Source organism: Burkholderia sp. GW821-FHT14F03, from assembly GCF_058803765.1.
The window spans coordinates 95,145-116,564 of the sequence record NZ_JBXAPG010000020.1 but is presented as its reverse complement, the minus strand read 5'-3'; the positions used below and the strand labels follow the sequence as shown (position 1 = coordinate 116,564).

The 21,420-nt window shown below is 66.6% G+C and carries 19 protein-coding genes; 10 read left to right on the top strand and 9 right to left on the bottom strand.

Annotated features, from left to right (window positions below; all coding sequences use genetic code 11):
• Positions 1-122: 122 nt before the first annotated feature.
• A complete protein-coding gene (locus AC1RQF_RS15865) occupies positions 123-1,715 on the bottom strand; it encodes a Na+/H+ antiporter (protein WP_492872443.1) in 1,593 nt (530 codons plus the stop codon).
• A gap of 302 nt (positions 1,716-2,017) precedes the next feature.
• Between AC1RQF_RS15865 and AC1RQF_RS15860 the strand changes: the two genes are divergently transcribed.
• On the top strand, positions 2,018-2,284 hold the full coding sequence (locus AC1RQF_RS15860; protein ID WP_273996730.1) for a hypothetical protein: 267 nt from the start codon (positions 2,018-2,020) through the stop codon (positions 2,282-2,284).
• A gap of 246 nt (positions 2,285-2,530) precedes the next feature.
• On the opposite strand, the gene AC1RQF_RS15855 is transcribed toward AC1RQF_RS15860, so the two are convergent.
• The 5 genes from AC1RQF_RS15855 to AC1RQF_RS15835 all read right to left on the bottom strand — a co-directional run bounded on the left by AC1RQF_RS15855 (position 2,531) and on the right by AC1RQF_RS15835 (position 7,512).
• Positions 2,531-2,785 (bottom strand): hypothetical protein, encoded by a 255-nt coding sequence (locus tag AC1RQF_RS15855; protein ID WP_492872442.1) that lies wholly within the window; start codon positions 2,783-2,785, stop codon positions 2,531-2,533.
• Positions 2,786-3,087: 302 nt separating this feature from the next.
• Positions 3,088-4,527 carry an amino acid permease gene (locus tag AC1RQF_RS15850; RefSeq protein WP_273996732.1) on the bottom strand — a complete coding sequence of 480 codons (1,440 nt, stop codon included), beginning with the start codon at positions 4,525-4,527 and terminating at the stop codon, positions 3,088-3,090.
• Between the two features lie 90 nt (positions 4,528-4,617).
• On the bottom strand, positions 4,618-5,691 hold the full coding sequence (locus AC1RQF_RS15845; protein ID WP_492872441.1) for a porin: 1,074 nt from the start codon (positions 5,689-5,691) through the stop codon (positions 4,618-4,620).
• A 181-nt stretch (positions 5,692-5,872) separates the two neighbouring features.
• On the bottom strand, positions 5,873-6,256 hold the full coding sequence (locus AC1RQF_RS15840) for a RidA family protein (RefSeq protein WP_492872440.1): 384 nt from the start codon (positions 6,254-6,256) through the stop codon (positions 5,873-5,875).
• Between the two features lie 47 nt (positions 6,257-6,303).
• On the bottom strand, positions 6,304-7,512 hold the full coding sequence (locus AC1RQF_RS15835; RefSeq protein ID WP_273996734.1) for an amino acid aminotransferase: 1,209 nt from the start codon (positions 7,510-7,512) through the stop codon (positions 6,304-6,306).
• 192 nt (positions 7,513-7,704) lie between these two features.
• On the opposite strand from AC1RQF_RS15835, the gene AC1RQF_RS15830 reads away from it, so the two are divergent.
• On the top strand, positions 7,705-8,181 hold the full coding sequence (locus AC1RQF_RS15830; RefSeq protein WP_273996735.1) for an Lrp/AsnC family transcriptional regulator: 477 nt from the start codon (positions 7,705-7,707) through the stop codon (positions 8,179-8,181).
• Positions 8,182-8,826: 645 nt separating this feature from the next.
• Here the strand turns inward: AC1RQF_RS15830 and AC1RQF_RS15825 are convergent.
• Entirely contained in the window at positions 8,827-10,119 is a 1,293-nt protein-coding gene (locus tag AC1RQF_RS15825) for a DUF445 domain-containing protein (protein WP_273996736.1), read from the bottom strand.
• Between the two features lie 124 nt (positions 10,120-10,243).
• On the opposite strand from AC1RQF_RS15825, the gene AC1RQF_RS15820 reads away from it, so the two are divergent.
• Complete coding sequence (locus AC1RQF_RS15820; RefSeq protein ID WP_273996737.1) at positions 10,244-11,233, top strand: LysR family transcriptional regulator; 990 nt, start codon at positions 10,244-10,246, stop codon at positions 11,231-11,233.
• 287 nt (positions 11,234-11,520) lie between these two features.
• Here the strand turns inward: AC1RQF_RS15820 and AC1RQF_RS15815 are convergent, their stop codons facing one another.
• Positions 11,521-12,534 (bottom strand): LysR family transcriptional regulator, encoded by a 1,014-nt coding sequence (locus AC1RQF_RS15815; RefSeq protein ID WP_273996738.1) that lies wholly within the window; start codon positions 12,532-12,534, stop codon positions 11,521-11,523.
• Between the two features lie 331 nt (positions 12,535-12,865).
• Here AC1RQF_RS15815 and fae point away from each other — a divergent pair, with 331 nt between their 5' ends.
• From fae to AC1RQF_RS15785, 6 genes are all read left to right on the top strand, one after another.
• Entirely contained in the window at positions 12,866-13,390 is a 525-nt protein-coding gene (gene fae, locus AC1RQF_RS15810) for a formaldehyde-activating enzyme (protein ID WP_273996739.1), read from the top strand.
• Positions 13,391-13,430: 40 nt separating this feature from the next.
• Positions 13,431-14,453: an aldo/keto reductase gene (locus tag AC1RQF_RS15805; RefSeq protein ID WP_273996740.1), complete on the top strand. Its 1,023-nt coding sequence runs from the start codon at positions 13,431-13,433 to the stop codon at positions 14,451-14,453.
• Between the two features lie 22 nt (positions 14,454-14,475).
• Positions 14,476-15,927, top strand: a complete 1,452-nt coding sequence (locus AC1RQF_RS15800; protein ID WP_492872439.1) for an NAD-dependent succinate-semialdehyde dehydrogenase — start codon at positions 14,476-14,478, stop codon at positions 15,925-15,927.
• A gap of 114 nt (positions 15,928-16,041) precedes the next feature.
• On the top strand, positions 16,042-17,409 hold the full coding sequence (locus tag AC1RQF_RS15795) for an MFS transporter (RefSeq protein ID WP_443111456.1): 1,368 nt from the start codon (positions 16,042-16,044) through the stop codon (positions 17,407-17,409).
• A 376-nt stretch (positions 17,410-17,785) separates the two neighbouring features.
• On the top strand, positions 17,786-18,703 hold the full coding sequence (locus AC1RQF_RS15790; protein ID WP_492872438.1) for a hypothetical protein: 918 nt from the start codon (positions 17,786-17,788) through the stop codon (positions 18,701-18,703).
• Positions 18,700-19,068 (top strand): hypothetical protein, encoded by a 369-nt coding sequence (locus tag AC1RQF_RS15785; protein WP_273996743.1) that lies wholly within the window; start codon positions 18,700-18,702, stop codon positions 19,066-19,068. Before AC1RQF_RS15790 ends, AC1RQF_RS15785 begins: the two co-directional genes overlap by 4 nt.
• Before the next feature lie 75 nt (positions 19,069-19,143).
• On the opposite strand, the gene AC1RQF_RS15780 is transcribed toward AC1RQF_RS15785, so the two are convergent.
• Entirely contained in the window at positions 19,144-20,019 is an 876-nt protein-coding gene (locus AC1RQF_RS15780; protein ID WP_492872437.1) for a LysR substrate-binding domain-containing protein, read from the bottom strand.
• 202 nt (positions 20,020-20,221) lie between these two features.
• On the opposite strand from AC1RQF_RS15780, the gene AC1RQF_RS15775 reads away from it, so the two are divergent.
• Entirely contained in the window at positions 20,222-21,160 is a 939-nt protein-coding gene (locus AC1RQF_RS15775) for a LysR substrate-binding domain-containing protein (protein WP_273998412.1), read from the top strand.
• Positions 21,161-21,420 lie beyond the last annotated feature (260 nt).

The following is a 21,420-nucleotide window of genomic DNA, read 5'->3' as shown; positions in this document are numbered from 1 at the left end:
GCCGCGCCATTGCGCGCGCGGCGCGGCCCCGCCTCGCGGAGCCGGACGGCAGCGCCGGGCGGGCCCGGCGGATCCGAGCAACCGATTGTAGAAGATCGCGGCGAACGGTGCAGCGCGCCCGTTCAGCCCGCCGCGCCGCGCCCGTGCTGCGCCGCGATTTCCTGCAGGTCGAGATCGCGTTCGAGGTTGTGCAGCATCTCGTCGTGGATCCGGCCGCTGCGATGCAGGCGCAGCAGCTCCGCGCGGCCGGCCGCGATCGCGGCCAGCACCACGTCGAAGTGCGCATGGCGATCGGCCGCCGGAAACTCGGCTTCGTCCTGGTGACGCGCGGTGATGGTCGCGCGATAGGTGTACTGCTCGAGCAGGCGCGGGTGGATCAGGTTGCCGGCCGCGTCGCGCACCAGCGGCTCGACCACCGCCAGCTGCGCCGCCTCGACGAGCGCCCAGGTGCGCGGCTCGGTCAGGTGCCGCTGCGAATGCGCATCGGCGTCGTCGAGCCGCAGCAGGCGGATCAGTGGGCCGATCGTGACGCCTTGCAGCAGCACGGTCACGAGGATCACGGCGAACGACGCGACCAGGATCAGGTCGCGCCCCGGCATCGCCTCGGGCAGCGACAGCGCGATCGCGAGGGTGACCACGCCGCGCATCCCGGCCCAGCTCATCACGGTGGCCGCCTTCCAGCTCGCGGGCGCGCTGCCGCGCCCGAACAGCCGGGCAGGCAGCTTCAGGCCCTCGACCGCGAAAATCCAGACGAAGCGCGACCCGATCACGGCGGCCAGCACCGCGAGCAGCGCGGGCGTCATCGTCGCGAACACCTCGCCGAGCCCGCCGAGCCGCACGATCACGCCGCGCAGCGACAGGCCGATCAGCACGAACACGAGCGCCTCGAGCAGGAACACGATGACCTGCCAGAACGCGGTGCCGCGCATGCGCACCGCGGCCGAGAACACCTCGTGCTGGTGCCAGCCGAGCATCAGCCCCGTCGTGACCGTCGCGATCACGCCCGACACCTCGCACATCTCGCCCGCGATATAGCTGATCCACGCGGCGATCACCGCGGTGGTGATCACCAGGTAGTCGTCTTGCAGCAGCTTCAGGAAACGCACGACGAGCCAGCCGACGATGAAGCCGACCGCGACACCGCCGACGCCGAGTTCCGCGAAGCGGATCAGCGCGTGCTCGAAGCTGAACACGCCCGTGAGCGCGGCCGCGACCGCGAAGCGGAACAGCACGAGCCCGGCCGCGTCGTTCAGCAGGCTCTCGCCTTCGAGCAGCACCATCAGCCGGCGCGGCAGCGCGACGCGTTCGAGCACCGCCTTCGCGGCGACCGCGTCGGGCGGCGAGACGATCGCGCCGAGCGCGAAGCACGCGGCCCACGGCAGGCCCGGCGCGACCCAGTGCACGGCGACGCCGACCACGAAGGTGGTGAACGCCACCGCGCCGATCGCGAGCAGCATGATGCCGCCGAGGTTGCGCTTGAAGTCTTCCCAGACCGAGAAGTACGCGCCGTCCATCAGCAGCGGCGGCAGGAACACGATCAGCACCAGCTCGGGATCGAGATTGATGGGCGGCAGGCCCGGGATGAAGGCGATGCCCGCGCCGCCGACCAGCAGCGCCGCGGCGGGCGGCAGGCGCAGGCGCTTCGCGACGAGTTCGAGCGCGATGATCGCGAGGAAGGACAGCAGGACCAGCTTGAATGCCTCGACGGGGGCCATGGATTCGCCTTCGATCAATGGGGATGACGGCGCCGCGCCGTCGATCGCGCGATTACATCATGAGGCTTACAGAACGTCGAGCGCCGGATTGTCAAATTCCTTCATGGCCGCGTGAAATGCGGGCATTTCGTCATCCTCAGCGCATCGCTGTGCGCGAATTGCGCGCACAACAGTCGCGTTTCGTGGATTTTTGTCATTCGCCTGCAAAAAAGGCCGGGCGGGACTAGCAACGCCGGGGGGAAAAAAGGCATGCTATATGGCGCCCATAACTGCAGCTCATTCACAGACAGGAGAAGCCCGCCATGCGTTCGGCCTTGATCATCGGAGCCGGCTTCGTGTTGCTGGTGGCGAGCCTCTATCTGTCGCGCTCGCTCGGCAATCAGGACGGCCGGGCGTTCGGCACCGCCGCCTCGTTTTTCCTGCCGGTCTGGTTCCTGATCTCGGCGGCGAACATGTTCATCGGCGTTTACCGCGTGGGCTATACGTTTAATGACGAGCTGCCGATTTTCGCGCTGATCTTCCTGCTGCCCGCGATCCCGGCCGGCCTGATCTGGTGGCATCACCGCTAGGCTCCGTTCACCTGTTCGCCGGCGACCTTGCCGGGTGAACTCGCCTGACGCCGGGCGTCAAGCTCACGTTTGGCTTTCGTCAACGATTCAAATCAATTCCACGCGAACGGGCATGGCCTCCGGCTTCATCGTCAACCGCCCGTTCCCGTCGGGAAATCGCCGCCGAGGCCCGGGCGCGCATGGGCGCCCGGGATCCTCGTCGCGAATCGGTTGGGCCGAAAGCGGCGGCCGGCCCAACGTCCTCGATTACTGCCAGCCCGGGTGGTGCGCCCGGTAGTATTCCAAGGCAGCGCCGCGCTCCTGCTCAGCCTGTTGCGCCAACTTTTCCGCGCGGGCCATGTGGCCGCCGAACTCGCCGCCGTGCTCCTGCTGTATGACGTGCATCTCGCCAATGGCTTGCTGCAAATCATGCGTCGCAGCCATCGCCTTATTATGAAGTTCGTCAGCAAAGGCGCCGGACGCAACCAGCATCGATACGATCAGGACAGTGACCTTTTTCATCGTAGTTCCTTGAAATATTGAATGGACGGCAAGATAGTTAACGCGCGGCAATCAGCCCGGCCTACGCCGAACCGGGCGCCTGACAACAATTCACGTTCCAGAAGCGCGCCTGCCGGCGCAAGGGCCTGTCGCGCCGCCGCACTCACGGCCCCCGGCCGCGCGTCACCCGCGAAGACAGATGGCCTGCGCTCTCCGAGCGCGCCGATCTCCCGAAACGGGAATGCGCGCTGGCATGATGAGCCGTCGTTCAGCACCCGCGATACGAGAATCGCGCGCGCCTCCGGTCGCGCGCGACGGCCTCATCAGTGTCGCGGAAGCGGGGGCTCCGCCTGCGACAACGCGGACCGGCGTCGCGTCCGCGCGAAGTACAGCGCGCTTAGCAGGATCAGGAATGGCACGCCGAAGATCAGCGTCAGGTGAAACTCGGCCGTGAAGTACGTCGTCCCCATGATGGCGAGCATCAACCCCGCACCGAGCAGTGTCAGCAGCGGAAATCCCGCCATCCTGAAACCGGGCGCGGGGCGGCCGCTGCGCGCCCAGGCACGGCGAAAAAAGTAATGCGTGACGAAAATCATCATCCACGTAAACATCGCACCGAACATCGAGATGGCCATCATGATGGTAAAGGACGCATTCGGGTAGATGACGCTCACGATCGTCGCCACCGCGATGCCCGCCGTCGACAACAGCAGCGCCCCGAGCGGCACGCCCCGGCTGTTGACTTCACCCAGGCCGCGGGGCGCATGGTTGGCGCGCGCGAGACTGAACATCATTCGGGTTGTGATGTAGAGCTGGCTGTTCATCGCCGACAGCGCCGCGACCAGCACGACGAAGTTGATCACCCCCGCCGCGCCCGGCATGTGAATCGCGGCCATCACCTTGACGAACGGACTTTCGTCACGGCCGGCGACGGTCCAGGGGACGATCGCCATCATCAAGGCAAGCGTGATCAGATAGAACAGGACCAGACGAACGGCCGTCGAGCGAAAGGCGCGCGTGACGGCGCGCTCGGGATCCCGAGCCTCGCCCGCGGCCACCGCGATCATCTCGATGCTCAGGTAGCTGAAGATCGAGACGATAACGGCAACCCACATGCCCCATACGCCATGAGGGAAAAATCCGCCTGCGTCGACGTAATGGCGAAAGCCCGCCGCCGAGGCGCCGCCATCCGCAGACGCGACGAGCGACGGGTTCACGAAGACGACATAGCCGGCGATCACGATGAAAGCAACGATCGCGGTAATCTTGATCACCGAAAACCAGTATTCGATCGAGCCGAACACATCGACGCTCAATGCATTGACCAGCACGAGTACGCTGGAGAATCCGACGATCCACATCCAGCCCGGCACGGCGGGAAACCAGTACTTCATATAGAGCGCGACGGCCGTCACCTCGGTGCCGACGGCAAGGACGATGCACGCCCAGTACGCATAGCGCACGAGAAAACCCGCCAATGGGCTCAGATAGTGCTCGGCATAGGCGCCGAACGAGCCCGGGGTGGGATGGGCAACGGTCATTTCCGCAAGGCAGCCCATCAGCAGCAGCGAGATCACCGCACCGATCCCATAGCTGATCAACACACTCGGGCCGGCAAAACCGATCGCAAAACCGCTGCCGAGAAACAGGCCCGTTCCGATCGCCCCACCGATTGCAATCATCGACATCTGGCGGGCGCTGAGCGTGCGCTTGAGCCCGCCCTCCCGTACGGCAATCTGATCGAATCTTTCTTCCGAATTCATGGAATGTCTCCTCCGTCATTTGATATGGATTGCGATACATCCTGTGTTTTCGCCGATGCACGGCAGGCATGCATCGAACCCCGGCGGCGATCAGAACATGTGACGCAAGCCCACGGCCAAGCCGGTTTGATTGCTGCTGCCGGGCAACTCGGTGACCGCGCCGCCGGATACCTTGTTGTAGTCGACCGTGCCGTACACCTGGGTTGCCTTGGACAGCGCGTATTCGGCCTCGACCACACCCGTATAGCGCTTGCCGCCATTGCCGCCGATACCGTTGACGTTCTTGATGGTGTCCCGGTAGAACGCGCCGGTGACCGTAATCGCCGGATTGACCTGATACGTGAAGCCGGCGTAGCCGATCGTATCCTTGCGGGGATGGTCGACGAACGACCCGTAGCCCACCTGGCGACTCGGGTCGTTCAGGTACTGGTCGATCTCGCCCGTCGCGTCCATGCCGCCGACATAACCAAGGAAGATCGAAGCGGGCCCGACGACATAGCGGCCGGCAGCGCCCCACATCTGCTGGGCGTGGCTTTGCATGTCGCGGGTTTGCTGGTAGACGCCGCCCAAGGTCAGCGCGCCGGCCGTATATTCGCCGCGCACCCCCCAATACGCGTTTTCGCTGAGGCTGCCCACCTGACCGCCGAACCCGTAGCTCGCGCCGATGTTCAGGCCGCCGATCGTCTGGCTGTAGCTGACGGTGTTGCTCACGTACCCTTGCGTCAGGAAGTATGGCCAGTAGTTCGCCGTGTAGTTGCCGACCGTCAGCGGATCGAGATCCCCGAAGAGATTGAAGCCTTCCGTGGTTTGCCGGCCCATTTCGACCGTGCCGAAATTACCCTGCAGCCCGACATAGGCATAACGGTTGAACAACGTGTTCTTGCTGTCCAACTGGCCGGTCTCGGGTTCAAAACCACTCTCCAGACGGAAGATCGCCTTCAGGCCGTTGCCCAGGTCTTCCGCGCCTTTCAGCCCCCAGCGGCTGTTGGTAATGGCGCCGTTGGCCATCTGCACGCTGGCGTTGTCGTTCGCATCGGCATTCGTCGCGTACCGGATGCTTTGATCGACGATGCCATACAGCGTAACCGAGCTTTGAGCCGAGGCATGATCCGATACAGCCATGCACGCCACGGCTCCCGTTATCAGTACTCCAAACCTTTTCATGTGCTTCTCCTGTTTTACCTTTCTCTGCCCTGCCATCAAGCATGCAGACTAGGGGGTGCGGAACCTCGGTGGGGCAGTCCGAGTGTCCCGTGGTCTCCTGCGTTCAAACCTGCCCCACGAACCTCGTCTCCGGCATCGCCATCGCCATGACCGGCAAGCCGGCTTCACGCCCGGCCCTGCGTCATGAAGGCGAACCGAGCGCAACATAGGCAACCAGTTCGATGCGCATGCCGGGATGTGCAAAGCCTTGCACGGCCACACAGGCGCGGTTCGGATAGGGAGCCTCGAAAAAGGTGCGGTATTCGGCGTCGATGACCGCCATATCCCGTGCGTCGGCCATGTAGATCAGCACCTGCACGACATCCCGCATCCGAGCCCCCGCCGCCTTGACGGCGGAAGCGAGATTCGAGAACGTCAGCCGCGCCTGCTCCTCGATGTCGCTGCCCGCGATCGCGCCGCTGCGATCGACGGGGCCATGCGCCGTAAACATCATGCCGTTGGCACGGGTCGCCCACGAGAAGGGCTGATCGGGCTCGGGCAATTCGACCGGGATAATCTGGGGCATCACGATTCCTCGCATGATTTCATACGCAATCCGAAACAGATTCGGCCTCACAAGACCTTGCGCGTCCTCAGCACTTCGCCGATCGCACTGGCCACGCAATCGATATTGGCGTCGTTGAGGCCGGCCATGCACGCGCGGCCGGAGCGCAGCAGATAGACGCTCTTTCGCTCACGCAGAACGTCGACCTCGGCGGGCGTGAGGCCCGTATAGCTGAACATGCCGCGCTGCGCGACCATGTGGTCGAACGACATATGCGGCAGATGGGCCTCCAGCCGCTGCTTGAGCGCGAACCGCATACGCTTGATGCGCTCGCGCATGGCGGCCACGTCGCTCTTCCACAGCGCAAGGAGCATGGGATCGCTCAGCACCGTCGAGACCAACCGGGCGCCGTGGCCCGGCGGACTCGAATACATGCGGCGCACGCCGGCCTGGGCCTGGCCGAGCACGTTGGCGGCCTGCTTGTCGGTCGGACACACGACGGAGAGCCCCCCGCAACGTTCTCCGTAGAGCGAGAAATTCTTCGAGAACGAATTGCTCACCAGCAATGAAAGCGCGGCATCCGCCATGGCGCGGATCGGCCACGCATCGTCGGCGAGGCCGTCGCCGAAGCCTTGATAAGCCATGTCGAGAAACGGAATCAAATCCCGCTTCCCGCAGATCTCGACGATCTCGCTCCATTGCTCGCGCGAGAGATCGATACCGGTCGGGTTGTGGCAGCACGGCTGCAGCAGGACGATCGAGCGCGCCGGCAGGCAGGCGAACGTCGCCATCATTTCATCGAAGCGAATGCCATTGGTCGTCGCGTCGTAGTACGGGTAGGTGTGGACTTCGAGACCGGCGGACGCAAACAGGACACGGTGGTTGTCCCACGTCGGATCGCTGATCCAGATCGCGCTGTCCGGGAAATAGCGCTTGAGCAGTTCCGCACCGAGACGGATCGCACCGGACCCGCCGACGGTCTGGATCGTCGCGATCCGGTTTTCGCGCCGCGCGGCGCTGCCGGCGCCAAAGATCAGACTTTGCAGCGCCTGCCGGTAGCTCGCCATGCCTTCCATCGGCAGATACCCATACGCCGCGACCTGCTCGTTCACGCGGGCCGCAGCAGCGCGAACGCTGTCCAGGATGGGCAACATGCCCGTTTCGTCGTAGTACAGCCCAATGCTCAGGTTGACCTTGCGAGGCTCGGGATCGCTTTGAAACGTCTGGAAGAGCGACAGGATCGGGTCGCCCGGATAGGCAGGAATATGTTCGAACATGATCAACGATGGGTGCCGGTAGAAAAAAATTGCACAGGGGCGGGCAAGTACGGCACGCCGCCTCTCATGACTACGTGTTCGACGACATGTTATCGATGAAGAAATGAAATGTGCTTCAGACTCTGCGATAGATAAGGCCAACCTATGATAGGGTGTGCGAATCAAAAACCGGATTTCGGAAGATTCTGCGACATGAGCCTCGACCGCACCGATCTGCGCATACTCAGCCAGCTGGAGAACGACGGACGCATCAGCAATCAGGATCTGGCGAACGCCGTCGCACTGTCGCCATCGGCGTGCCTGCGGCGCGTCAAGCTGCTGGAAGAGCAAGGCATCATCGACGGCTACCGGTGCGTGATCTCGCCGAAAAGCATCGGTGTCGAGTTTGAAGCGCTGGTGCATGTGTCGATGCGCCCCGATGCCGACGACTGGCACGACAAGTTCGTGCAGGCGCTTCAGGAGTGGCCGGAAGTGGTCTCCGCGCAGGTCGTCACCGGTGCGTCGAACTATGTGCTGACGGTGCGCACCCGCAGTCTCGAGCACTTCTCCGATTTCGTCATGAACCGCCTGCATCGTGCGACGGGCGTCATGTTGATCAATTCCAGCATTGTCCTGGCGACGCTGAAGCGCGACGGCTCCGTGTTGGAACTAGCGGACAAGCGGGTATAGATCGCCGCGATGCTTTCAGGATTCGCACTCGAAGCTTGCAGAAATGTGATTCCGAGCGGCCTGGTCGAACGCCGACCTGCGCGTCGGCGACACGCACACTCTTTCGCGGCGGCTACGCCCGAGCGATGAAGCGCCATCGGTTCAACCGAAATAGCCGTGGACGCGCGACAGGGCAGCCGCTCGTCGACATGATCGGCTTCCGAAGCCGATCAATCAGTCATCCGAAAAGCCAGCGTGACCATCGATGACCGCTCGGGAACGGATGCGCAGGCGAACCCGCCCGCTCCGCGCCGGCGCGTTTGGCGGAAGTCGGCGCGCCGGTCCGGGGGCGCGCGGGCCATCCGTGCAGCAGCCCATTCCTCCGACCTGAACGCGAGCAATGCGCGACCACGCCCACGGCGATCCCGCGAGATCTCCCGATCATCAGACGATTCGTCGCGCCCGCGGGCCAGCAGGCGGCACGTCGGCGATGCCCTGCCGCGAACCTCCTCGGCACACATGCACGCGGGTGTTTCGGCGGAAACCCGGACCGCCCGCCTGGCACGGCGGAACCGATTCGACCGACATCCATACCGCGTCGCCCGGCAGCGTTCGAATCGTCCTGGCCCGTTCGTGAGTGGAAAAAATGCACGCGCCGCCGCCGCGCTAGTGCGGCGGCGGCAGCGCGCCGGCCCAGCGCGCGAGGCACGACACCACGTACAGCCCGAGCCCGACCAGCCCGCCCACCAGCGTGCCGTTGATGCGGATGTATTGCAGGTCCTTGCCGATGTTCAGCTCGATCTGCCGCGACATCTCGCGATCGTCCCAATGCCTGACCGTGTCGCTGATGTGGCGCGTCAGGAACGCGGCGAACTCGGGCGCCATCTCCCCCGCCGCGCGTTCGATGTGCTCGTTGGTCGAGGCGCGCAGCGACGGGCTCGCCGCGAGCCGCTCGCCCAGCCACGCACCGAGCGCGGCCGTCCGACCGCGCAGCGTCGAATCCTCGCGCGCGAGATCGGCCTTCAGCCACGCGCGCAGTTGCGTCCACAACGCCTTTGCATACGAATTGAAAGCTTCGCCGTCGCGCAGGTAGCGCTTGATCTCCTCGCCCTTGTCGATGAAGGCCGGGTCGTGCCGCAGCTTCTCGACGAGCCGCGCGGCGGCCGCGTCGAAATGGCCGCGCAGCGCGTGGCCGGGATCGTCGGCGACCTGCGTGAGCACGCGGCTCACCGCGTTCGCGACCAGCTCCGCGCCATGCTCGCCGAGCCAGTTGGTCGGCAGCAGGCGCTCCGCCTTCGGATATTCGCCCTTGAGCCAGTCGACGATGTAGCCGGCGATCGCGGTGCGGTTGTCCGGATCGCGCAGCAACCGGACCAGCTGGGCGATCGCATCGTCGAGCAGCGCCTGGTGGCGGCCGTCGCGGGTCAGCGTCCCGAGGATCGCGCCCATCGACTGCGACAGGTCGACCTTGTCGAGCGCCGCGCGGAAGGCATCCTTGACGAAGGACTGGATCCGCGCGTCGTCGGTCATGTCGAGCGCGAACTCGAACAGTTTCGTCGCATACGCGCCGAGCAGCGTCGTATGTTCGGGCGCGCCCAACCATTGCGCGAAACGCGCGGCCGGATCGTGACGCTTGAGCAGCGCAATCAGCGAGGCGGAATCGAGGAACTTGTCGCGCACGAACGCGGCGAGGTTATCCGCGATCTTCTCCTTGTTGTTCGGAATGATCGCGGTATGGCGCGACACGAACGGAATCGGCACGCGGCGGAACAGCGCGACCACCGCGAACCAGTCGGCGAGCGCGCCGACCATCGCCGCCTCGGCCACCGCCTTCGCGCCGTCGACCCACAAGCCGGGCGGCAGGCACAGCATCGTGACGAACACGGCCGCCGCCGCGAAGAGCAGCGCGAGCGCGCGGCGCTTGCTGGTGTTCAGTTCGTGAAGCTTCGCGTCGGACATACGGATCGGATGGGTGAAGGTACGCGCGACGGCGCGCGGCGTTAGACCTTAGCATGACGCGCAAGGGACGCCCTACAATCTTCCCTCACGCCAACTCAACCCGCGCTGGGCGGGATCATGACGCATGCAGATACCGGATCTCAACCTTCTCGTCGCCCTCGATGCGCTGCTGCAGGAGGGCTCGGTCGTGGGCGCCGCTCAGCGGATGGGCCTGAGCGGCCCCGCGATGAGCCGCGCGCTCGCGCGGATCCGCGCGGCGACGGGCGACCCGATCCTCGTGAAGGCCGGGCGGCGCATGGTGCCGACGCCGCGCGCGCTCGCGCTGCGCGACGAGGTGCGCGGCGCGCTGGACGCCGCGCGCCGTGTGCTGCGGCCCGAGCGCGAGCTGGATCTGGCGACGCTCGACCGGCGCTTCAACCTGCACGCGAACGACACCTTCACCAGTTCGTTCGGCGGCGCGCTGCTCGATCGCGTGCGACGCGACGCGCCGCGCGCGGTGCTGCGCATGCTGCCCGAAAGCGCGACCGAGGACGACGTGCTGCGCGACGGCGACACCGATCTCTACATCAGCGCGATGCGGCCGCTGGGCGGGGATTTCCATGTGCAGCCGCTGTTCAGCACGCGTTTCGTCGGGCTCGCGCGCGACGACCATCCGATCTTCGACGATCCGATCACGCCCGCGCGCTTCGCGTCGTTCGACCAGATCAGCGTGTCGCGACGCGGGCGCGTGTCGGGGCCGATCGATCGCGCGCTCGGCGAGCTGGGGCTGCAGCGCACGGTCGCGCTCGTGGCGCCGACCTTCTACTCGGCCGTGTTCGCGCTCGGCAACTCCGGGCTGGTGCTGCCGCTGCCCGCGCACGTGGCGCGCAGCGTGAGCGACATGGGCCTGCGGGTGCGCGCCTTCGACCTGCCGCTGACACTCGACGAGATCGTGATCGTGCAGGCCTGGCATCCGCGCTTCCAGAACGACCCCGCGCACCAGTGGCTGCGACGGGTCATCCGCGACGCATGCGGACGCGCGCCGACGGACGGCGAAGGATGCGCTGACGACGCTCTCGTGCCGGACGACGCGCAAGCCCGCTCGAAGCAGGCGGGCGGCGCCGTTCGCCCCTGAACGTCACGTCGGGATCATGAAGTGCTCGCGGTCGCCTCGAAGGCGCCCCGCGCCGCCGGGCGGGACAGGACGCGGCGCGCGCCATGCGAAGGCGCGGCCGCCGCGCATCGGCAAGGGAGGCGTCGACGGCCGCCGCGGGTTTGCCGGAACAAACGCAAGCCAGCGTCCGATCGAGGCCGCGACGGCTTCCAGGAAAAGACCGTGCAGACGTCGCGGGAAAAGCGGCAGGCGGACTCGCGCCAGGCCCGCACCCTTCGCGCCGCCTCGCGCCGGCCCCGTTCGCCCCGCTACGCGAACGCTTCGAGCGACGCGAGCCGCCGTTCGTCGACCATCGATTCGATCAGCGACACCAGATCGTCGGTGAGCGGGTCGCAGATGCCGGGCGAGCGGTGCAGTTCGAGATCGGCCGCCGGCAGCGGCGGCAGCCCGTCCGTTTCGTCGAGCACGCGCCAGTTCTCGGGCAGCGTGCAGCGATCGATCATCGTCACGGCCGCGCCGTGGTTCACCGCGATCTTGATGCCGGTCGGGCTCTGGCTCGTATAGACGACGTGATACGGCCGCTCGGCCGTCGCGAGCGCCTGCAGCCCACGCTGCCGGTAGCAGCAGGTTTCGGGAAACAGCGCGAGCGGCACCGACGCATGCGCGCCGAGCGTGAAATCGCGGTGCGCGGCCCACACGACCTCGTGGCGGCCGAGCAGCCGCCCGCCCGCGTTCGGCCCGTGCCGCACGATGAGCGCGACGTCCAGCTCGCCGGCCTGCAGCCGGTCGAGCAATTCGAGCGAGGTCCGGCAATGCATGTGCAGGCGCGCGCCCGGCCGCAGCGCATAAAACGACTTCAACAGGTCCGGCAGCCACAGCTCCGCGTAGTCCTCGGGCAGCCCGAAGCGCACGACGCCGCGGTCGCTGCTCGTCTGCTTCAACGCGATGATCGCCTCGTTGTGCACCTGGATGATCCGCCGCGCGTGGATCAGGAAATTCTCGCCGTCGCGCGACAATTCGAGCCGCCGGCTGTTGCGCATGAACAAGTGCGTTTCGAGCCGCTCCTCGAGCGTGCGGATGCGCAGGCTGATGGTCGACTGCGTGCGATGCAGTTGCCGGGCCGCCGCGGTGAAGCCGCCGCTTTCGACGACGGCGACGAATGCCCGGATCAGTTCCGGATCGAGCGAACTCAGCTTCGACCAATCGGGCCGCGAGAAACCGCCGGGCCGCCCCAGGTTTTCCGTTCCGCAGGACGTTCCCTCGGAGGCGTGCCCCTCTCGGGGGGGCTGGCGCGAATCGACAGGTTTCTCAATGGCAGCCATCGGAATTACTCGCTTTCGAAAAGTAATGGGAAGACGAAAGATAGGGTTCGGAGTACGCCGATTGTTGTCCGGATGCGCTCGGCCCTCCAACCCCTGCCCGGGTATGACAAACCCGAAGCCGGCGCGCGAACGCGCACCCGCCGATCCTGTCGCGCTTGCCGTCGCGACGGCGGCCGCGGCCCGCCCGGCGGGCGTTTGCGCACCAGACCGAGGGCTTTCCCGGAGACGACGAAAACTCATACCTCGATCAGAAAACATCGATTCACCGGCCGCGCCGCGGCCCACCACAATCCAATCGCCTCACATCCAACCTTATCGACGAGACACCGCAATGACCGCATCCCAACCCAGGCAGCTCTACATCGGCGAAGGCTTCGAAGGCCCCGGCGTCAACCTCGCGCACATCAACGTGCTGGTCGGCCCGCGCGACGGCCCGGCCGGGCAGGCCTTCGCGACCGCGCTCGCGACGCCGTCGGCCGGCCATGCGCCGTTCGTCGTGATCGCGCAGCCGGGCGTGCCGACCAAGCCGCTCACGCTGTACGTGAACAAGGCGCAGATCGCCGGCGACTTCCACGGCAACGCCACCTGGGGCGCATCGCAGGCCGGCATCGCAAAGGCCGTGGCCGAAGCGCTCGAGAACGGCACGCTGCCGCCGGAAGCGGAGAACGACTGGGTCGTCGTATCGGCGAACTGGGTGAACCCGCAGACCGACGACCTCGACGCCGTGTTCGAGAATAACTACCGCGCGTGCCGCAACGCGATCGTCGCCGCGATGGAAGGGCTGCCGCATCGCGACGCCGTGTTCGCCGCCGCGCGCGACGTGTCGAATCCGTTCTACACGCCGAAAAAGAACTGACGGACAACGAACGGCCGGCACGGCCGTATCAGGAGGAAGCATGGAATACGTCCGCCTCGGCCAGTCCGGCCTGAAGGTGTCCCGCCTGTGTCTCGGCACGATGAACATGGGCACGCCCGAATGGAAGCCGTGGATCTTCGACGAAGCGCAGAGCGAACCGATCGTGCGCCGCGCGCTCGACGCCGGCGTGAACTTCATCGATCTCGCGGATTTCTATTCGACGGGCGTCGGCGAGGAAGTGGTCGGCCGCATCCTCAAGCGCAACGCGCGCCGCGAGGAGCTTGTCGTGACGACCAAGGTCGGCTACGACATGGGCAGTTATCCGAACGCGGGCGGCCATTCGCGCAAGCACGTGCTCGACGGCATCGACGGATCGCTGAAGCGGCTCGGGATGGATTACGTCGACATCTTCATGCTGCATTTCTTCGACGTGAACACGCCCGTCGAGGAAACGATGAGCGCGCTGCACGACATCGTGCGCGCGGGCAAGGCGCGCTACATCGGCGTGTCGACGATGTACACGTGGCAGTTCGCGAAAATCATGCAGGCCTGCGAACGCAACGGCTGGGACAAGCCGATCAACATGCAGTTGCAGCTCAACCTCGCGTATCGCGAGGAAGAACGCGAGATGGTGCCGTACTGCATCGACCAGGGCGTCGGCGTATCGGTGTTCAGCCCGCTCGCGCGCGGCCTCCTGACCTGCGAACCGCAATCGACGCGCAACCAGACCGATTTCTTCACCGCGCAGATGTACGGCGACGCGTCGTCGCTCGCGATCGCGGAATCGGTCGCGAAGGTCGCGAAGCGGCGCGGCGTGCCGCCCGCGCAGATCGCGCAGGCGTGGGTGCTGAGCCGGCCCGGCATCGCGAGCATGCTGGTGGGCGCCGATTCCGTCGCGCAGTTCGACAGCGCGCTCGGCGCGCTTGAAACGCAGCTCACCGAAGACGAACTACATGAACTGGAGCGCAACTACACGCCGTGCGACCTGATCAACGACTACACGGCCGGCAAGCGCATCGCGCGCGCGTCGCGTCCGGCGCAAGGCGTCTTCGCCGCAGACTGAAGCACTGAAGGAACCCAATCCAATGAACGAATTTCTGAGGACCGGCCATTACATCGGCGGTGAATGGCACGAATCGCATGGCGCGAGCGACGCAACCTATCCGGTGCTGAACCCGGCGACCGGCGAAACGATCGCGAAGGTCGCCAAAGGCGGCGCCGACGACACGCAGCGCGCGATCGACGCGGCCGCCCGCGCGTTTCCCGCATGGCGCGCGCTGACCGCGAAGGAGCGCGGCGCGCGCGTGAAGCGCTGGGGCGAGCTGATGCTCGAACACCGCGACACGCTTGCCGAGCTGCTGACGCGTGAACAGGGCAAGCCGCTGGCGGAAGCGCGCGGCGAAGTGGCCTACGCGGCGAGTTTTCTCGAATGGTTCGCGGAAGAAGCGAAGCGCATGTACGGCGACGTGATTCCGAGCCCGAAGCCGAACGCGCAGATCGTCGTCACGCGCGAGCCGGTCGGCGTCGTCGCGGCGATCACGCCGTGGAATTTCCCGCTCGCGATGATCACGCGCAAGGCCGGCCCCGCGCTCGCGGCCGGCTGCACGATGGTGCTGAAACCGTCGGAAGAAACGCCGCTGTCGGCGTTCGCGCTCGCGGTGCTCGCCGAACGGGCGGGTGTGCCGGCGGGTGTGTTCAACGTCGTGTCGGGCGACGCGGTCGCGATCGGCGAGACGCTGACGAGTTCGTCCGCCGTGCGCAAGCTGTCGTTCACGGGGTCGACGCGGGTCGGCAAGCTGCTCGCGAAGCAGTCGGCCGACACGCTGAAGAAGCTGTCGCTCGAACTCGGCGGCAACGCGCCGTTCATCGTGTTCGACGATGCCGATCTCGACGCGGCGGTCGAAGGCGCGATCGCGTCGAAGTTCCGCAACACGGGCCAGACCTGCGTGTGCGTGAACCGCTTCCTGGTGCAGGACGGCGTGTACGACGCCTTCACGCGCAAGCTCGCGGACGCCGTGCGCAAGCTGCGCGTCGGCAACGCGCTCGCGGGCGACGTCGACCAGGGGCCGCTGATCAACGAAGCGGCGCTCGGCAAGGTCGAGCGGCACGTCGCCGACGCCGCCGCGAAGGGTGCGACCGTGCTCACCGGCGGCAAGCGGCACGCACTCGGCGGCACCTTCTACGAGCCGACCGTGCTGACCGGCATGACGCCCGACATGCTGATCGCCGAAGAGGAAACCTTCGGCCCCGTCGCGGGCTGCTTCCGCTTCGCGACCGAGGACGAAGCCGTCGCCGCGGCCAACGACACGCCGTTCGGGCTGTCCGCGTACTTCTACACGCGCGATCTCGGCCGCGCGTGGCGCGTGTCGGGCGCGCTGGAAAGCGGGATGGTCGGCGTCAACGACGGGATCATCTCGACCGAAGTCGCGCCGTTCGGCGGCGTCAAGCAATCGGGGCTTGGCCGCGAAGGCTCGAAGTACGGCCTCGACGAATACGTGGAACTCAAGTACACGCTGATGGCCGGCCTCGGCCGCTGACCGCGCCCCGTGGTCGATCCGCGCCGCGCGCCGCCCGGCCGCGCGGCCTCTTGCACGGCCGCGCGGCGTCGTTCGACGCCCGCGCGCCGCAGGCATGACGAATCCGGAGACAGCTTGATCCAAGCCAACGTTCAATCCGGCAGCGCCCGCGCGCTGCCGCGCGGCGCCGATGCGCCGCACCGCCCCGTCGCCCTCGACGACGTGCCGCTCAACCGCTTCCACGTGAAAATCGCCGGCCTGACCTTCGGCGCGCATTTCACCGAGGGCTACACGCTCGGCACGATCGGCTACGCGCTGGCCGCGCTCGGCAAGCAAATGCCGATCGACGCATTCTGGATGGGGATGATCGGCAGCTCGGCGCTGATCGGCATCTTCTTCGGCAGCCTCGTGTTCGGCTGGCTGTCCGACCGGATGGGCCGGCAGAAGATCTTCCTGACGAGCTTCGTGATCATCACGGCCGCCGCGTTCGCGCAGTTCTTCGTCAGCTCACCGCTCGAACTGTGCTTGCTGCGCGTGCTGATCGGCTTCGGGATGGGCGGCGACTTCACGGTCGGCCATGCGATCCTCGCCGAATTCTCGCCGCGCAGGCATCGCGGCGCGCTGCTCGGTTCGTTCAGCGTGATCTGGACGATCGGCTATGTCGCCGCGAACGTGCTCGGCCTCGCGTACAGCGACGCCGCGCCCGATGCGTGGCGCTGGCTGCTCGCGTCGGCCGCCTTGCCCGCGCTGATCGTGCTGGTGCTGCGAATCGGCACGCCCGAATCGCCGCGCTGGCTGCTCGGCAAGGGCCGCGTGCGGGAAGCGCGCGCGATCGTCGCGAAGCATTTCGGGCCGCACGTGGTGCTCGACGGCTCCGCCGCTCCGCATGCGAGCGCGGGCTTCGGCCGGCTGTTCCGGCCCGACCTGGTGCGCCGGACGCTCTTCAACTGCGCATTCTTCGTGTGCCTCGTGATTCCGTATTTCGCGATCTACACGTTCCTGCCGACGATCCTGAAGACGATCGGCCTCGCCGAAGGCTTCGGCGCGGACCTGCTGCTGAACGCGTTCCTCGTGCTGGGTGCGCTGATCGGCATCTGGCTGACGATCCGGCTGTCGCGGCGCGGCTTCCTGATCGGCTCGTTCGCGGTGACGTGCGCGTCGCTCGTCGCGCTGGCGGTGCTGCCGTCGTCGGCGGCGCTCGCGATGATCGTCGCGTTCGCGATCTTCACGCTGACGATGTCGGCGTTCAGCAACCTCGTCGGCGTGTTCCCGCCCGAATGCTTCCCGACCGAGGTGCGCGCGTGCGGCGTCGGTCTCGCGATCGCTTGCAGCCGGCTCGGTTCGGCGATCGGCACGTTCCTGCTGCCGGTCGGCATCGCGACGCTCGGTTTTCACGCGACGATGTTCGCGCTGGCGGGCGTGCTGCTGGCCGGGATGATCGTGTCGATCGCGTGGGCGCCGGAGACGAAGCATCTGACGCTGGAAGAGGCGTCGGGGCATTGAGGGCGGGGCGAGGCTCGTGCGCGCCCGCGTCGCCGCGCCCGGTTTTTTCGCGTCGACACACGGCTTACGCGCCGCTGCGCTGCGCGATGTGGTTGGCCGGGATGCGATTCGCGAAATCTCTCAGAACGGAATCGACGCGCAGTCCCGCGCGCCGTGGAGGATGTCGATCCGCGTCGGCGGATCGCCGACGCCCCACAGGATGGACAAGCCGAACGGGACGCGTGCCGGGCGCGCCCGCCGCGCCCCGGGAGCCTCCGGCGCCGGCCTGCTTTCAGGTCGCGTTGCCGGACCCTCTCCGTACGAACGCCGATCATGATCGAAGACATCGTCACGCCGCAACTCGGTCTGAAGCGTTATCCATCCCGGGCAAACCGGGATGACGCGCGATGAGAGTCGACTGGCTCATCTTGCTTGGCACCTGGTTCAGCCGCGCTTCACTGCCGACATTCGACTGAGCGTAGCTCGGGCCGGACGGGCGGTCTCCGCGCATTTGAACTGGCCGTTCGGCGGACTCGGCGCGCCGGATTCGCGGCGATATGCTGAGGTTTTCCGCCTCCCGTCAGCAGCCATGCCCATCCGCCATGTCGACCTCAGTCACACGCTACCTTACGAGGCGACGTTTTTCGATGATCGACTGGCGATCGAACGAAACGATCTGGACATCCCCGCACTGCTTGGCGTCGGTTGCCACGTTTCCGACGCGCTGCTCGTCTCGTTATGCGGTGCGCCTGCCGGGTCGGATGTTCAGGCCTATCTGGACAGCACGGGAAAATTGACATTCGCCGTCACCCACCCGACGTTGATCCGATCGGAAAACCGGGTATCGGTATTCCAAACCGCTGACACGCGTGTGCTCGAACTCCGTGCAATCGATCTGGCCGACAGCGCGGTCGCCGGCCTCGGCGCAGCAATGCTCTGGCGAATCGTTCGAGCGTGTGATACGTTGGGCATCGCCCGCATCAGCGCTTTGGCGATGGGTGGCCGCAAATCACCACCGGAACCCGATGGCCCTCGGCTCCATGGATACTACACATGGCCGAGGTTCGGCTTCGATGCCCCCATTCCCGACGCGCATACCGACGAAGCCGCCCTGTTCCAGTATTTCCAGGGATACCCGGTCGGTTTGGCCGATGGGTCGCTTCGATCCCTGCGCATGCTCTATGCGACCCGGTTCGGACGAGACTTCTGGCGAATCGCCGGATCGCATCGATGGGTGACATTCGACGTTGCGCCGCACGGCGCATCCGTGTTGACGCTGCCGGACTACCTGATCGAGAAGGGGATCTACGGATGACAGAAAAGCACAGCCCGATCACCGGATTCCGGATCGCGCGGCCATCGGCGGCGCGCAGTCGCATGATGACAAGAAATCGTCTCGCCTGGCGTTCGGAAGTGAGGCGGCTCCTCGAGGAAATTCTCGCGAATGAACTCCGTCGCAGCCTCGCGCGTACGTCCGTCGTCGAGCCCGTCGCACGGCCGACCCGCGAACCGGCGCGCCCGCTGCCAAGAACCGTCTTCGACGTGGGCCCCATCGATCCGTCGAAGTGCATGCTGCCCATCATCTCGGAAGCCGAGGCCAGAGCCGTCGGGGGCCGGGAAACGTTCATGCATTTCGGCCTGGATCCCGACCTCTACTCCGCACTGGCTGACACACTCTGACATATTGGCGGATCGCCGCCGGCGACGATCGACGATCATCGTCGGCGTGATCGCCACCGCCCCGCGATCCCGCCCCTACCCCCGCCTCGCCGCCTGCTCCCGCAACCATGCGGCGAACGCGATCACAGGCTCGGCCGCGACGCTCTCCGGCTCGACATCGAGCCAGTAGCCGAACGGCCCGATCGGCTGCACCGGCGACAGCCGCACGAGGCTGCCTTCGCCGATCTCCTCCTCGATCATGTTCAGGTCGACCACCGCGAGCCCCGCGCCCTTGCGCGCCGCGCGGATCGCCTGTTCGAGCGTCGAGCATTCGATGCCGTCGCCGATCCGCGCCACCGGCACGCCCGCCTGCTCGCACCAGTCGGCCCACAGCGTCAGGCGCTTGCCCTCGTGCAGCACGTGCAGCAGCGGCAGGCGGCCAAGCAGCGTGTCGAGCGCGTCGCCGCGATAGCGCGCCGCGCCGACGAGCGCATGGCGCTCCATCATCAGCAACTCCGATTGCATCCCGGGCCGCGCCGCGCGCCCGAAGCGGATGTGGCAATGGCAATCGTCGGCCGGCTCGGTGCGGATCGACAGCTCGACGTCGGGCAGCGCCTCCGCGAGCGCGCCGAGCCGCGGCGAAAACCACTGCGTCGCGAACGTCGGCGGCAGCGACACCGTCAGGCGTCGCTTCGCGCCCGGCCGCGCCGAGGCGAACTCGCCGAGCCCGCGTTCGAGCGTATCGAACGCCTGTCCGACGAACGGCAGCAGGCGCTGGCCCGCGTCGGTCAGGCGCACGCCCTTGTGATCGCGCTCGAACAGGCGCGCGCCGAGCGCTTCCTCGAGCAGCCGTATCTGCCGGCTCACCGCGCCCTGCGTCACGCACAGCGAAACAGCCGCGCGGTTGAAGCTCAGGTGACGCGCGGTCTCCTCGAAAAATCGCAGCGCGATCAACGATGGCAGGCTCCGCATGATGTGTGTTCCTCTCGTTCGTGTTGCCGCCGGCCCGGCCGGCTGTTCCGCGGGCAGCTTTATCGCAAAAAATACGCCGATCGTCAGGCCGTGAAAACCCGGATGCCCGGCCGCGCGCCACGGCATTCGTCGCCCCATCGCAGCGGCCGCCCGCCTACAATAGGCATTCCGAACCAGACACGACACCCCCGTGAGACGCAAGATGCCGGCGCTGAATGCGCTGAAAGCCTTCGAGATGGCCGGCCGCACCGGCAGCTTCACCCGCGCGGCCGAACTGCTCAACGTGACGCAGAGCGCGGTGAGCCGCCAGGTTCGCCAGCTCGAAGGCCAGCTCGGCGAAACCCTGCTCGAGCGCCGCCATCATCAGCTCGAACTGACGGCGGCCGGCCGCGTGCTGCTGCGCGCGCTGCAGCAGTCGTTCGACAAGATCGAGCTGACCGTGCGCAACCTGCAGGAAAAAACCCACCTGAACCGCCTGCACGCCAACGTGCCGCCGACCTTCGCGGCGCGCTGGCTGATGCCGCGCCTCGGCCGGCTGCGCGACGCGCATCCCGAGTTCGAACTGAGCCTCACGACCCGCATCAACGACAGCCTCGGCCAATCGCGCGTGCTCGACTGCGCGATCCGGTTCGGCGACGGCGAATGGGACGGCTTCGACAACGCGCTGCTGATGCAGGAGCAGCATATCGCCGTCTGCGCGCCCGCGCTGTATACGCGGCTGCAGCAGGAAGGCGCGCCGATCGATCTGAACCGCTTCACGCTGCTGCACGTGCTCGCGACCGACGACCAGCGCTACCTGACCTGGCAACACTGGCTGAAGGCGGCCGGCATCACCGACGTCGACACGCGCGGCGGCTACGAATTCGACCTGCTCGACCACGCGATCCGCGCGGCGATCGACGGCCTCGGGATCACGATCGCCGACCGCCACATGGTCGCGCGCGAGCTTGCGGCCGGGCAACTGATGCAGGTGCTCAACGTGCATGTCGACGGCCATCAATCGTACTGGTTCGTCACGCGGCCCGAACAGACGAACCTGCCGCACATCGTGCAATTCCGCGACTGGCTGCAGCAGGAAGTGTGGCTCGCGAAGCGCCACCTCGAACCGTCGTCGCCGCTGCCGCAGGTGCCGCTGGCCTAGCCGGCGATCCGCCCCGGCCGGCCGCGGGCGCGGGCGCGGGCCTGGCCGGCGATGCCGGCGCCCACACCGGTCCCATTCGCCCCTGTCGAAAAACGCGCCCCGACGGCCGCCCCCGTCCCGCTGCCGCCTCGGCGGCCTTGCCGGACGGGCGATTCCGGCCGATTCGTCGAGTAACGTGCGTTTTTCTCATGCTCGACGCGAAAATAAGTCGTTTGTCGTGCGCTAAACGCATGAACAGAATGACTTCCATCCCGTAACGC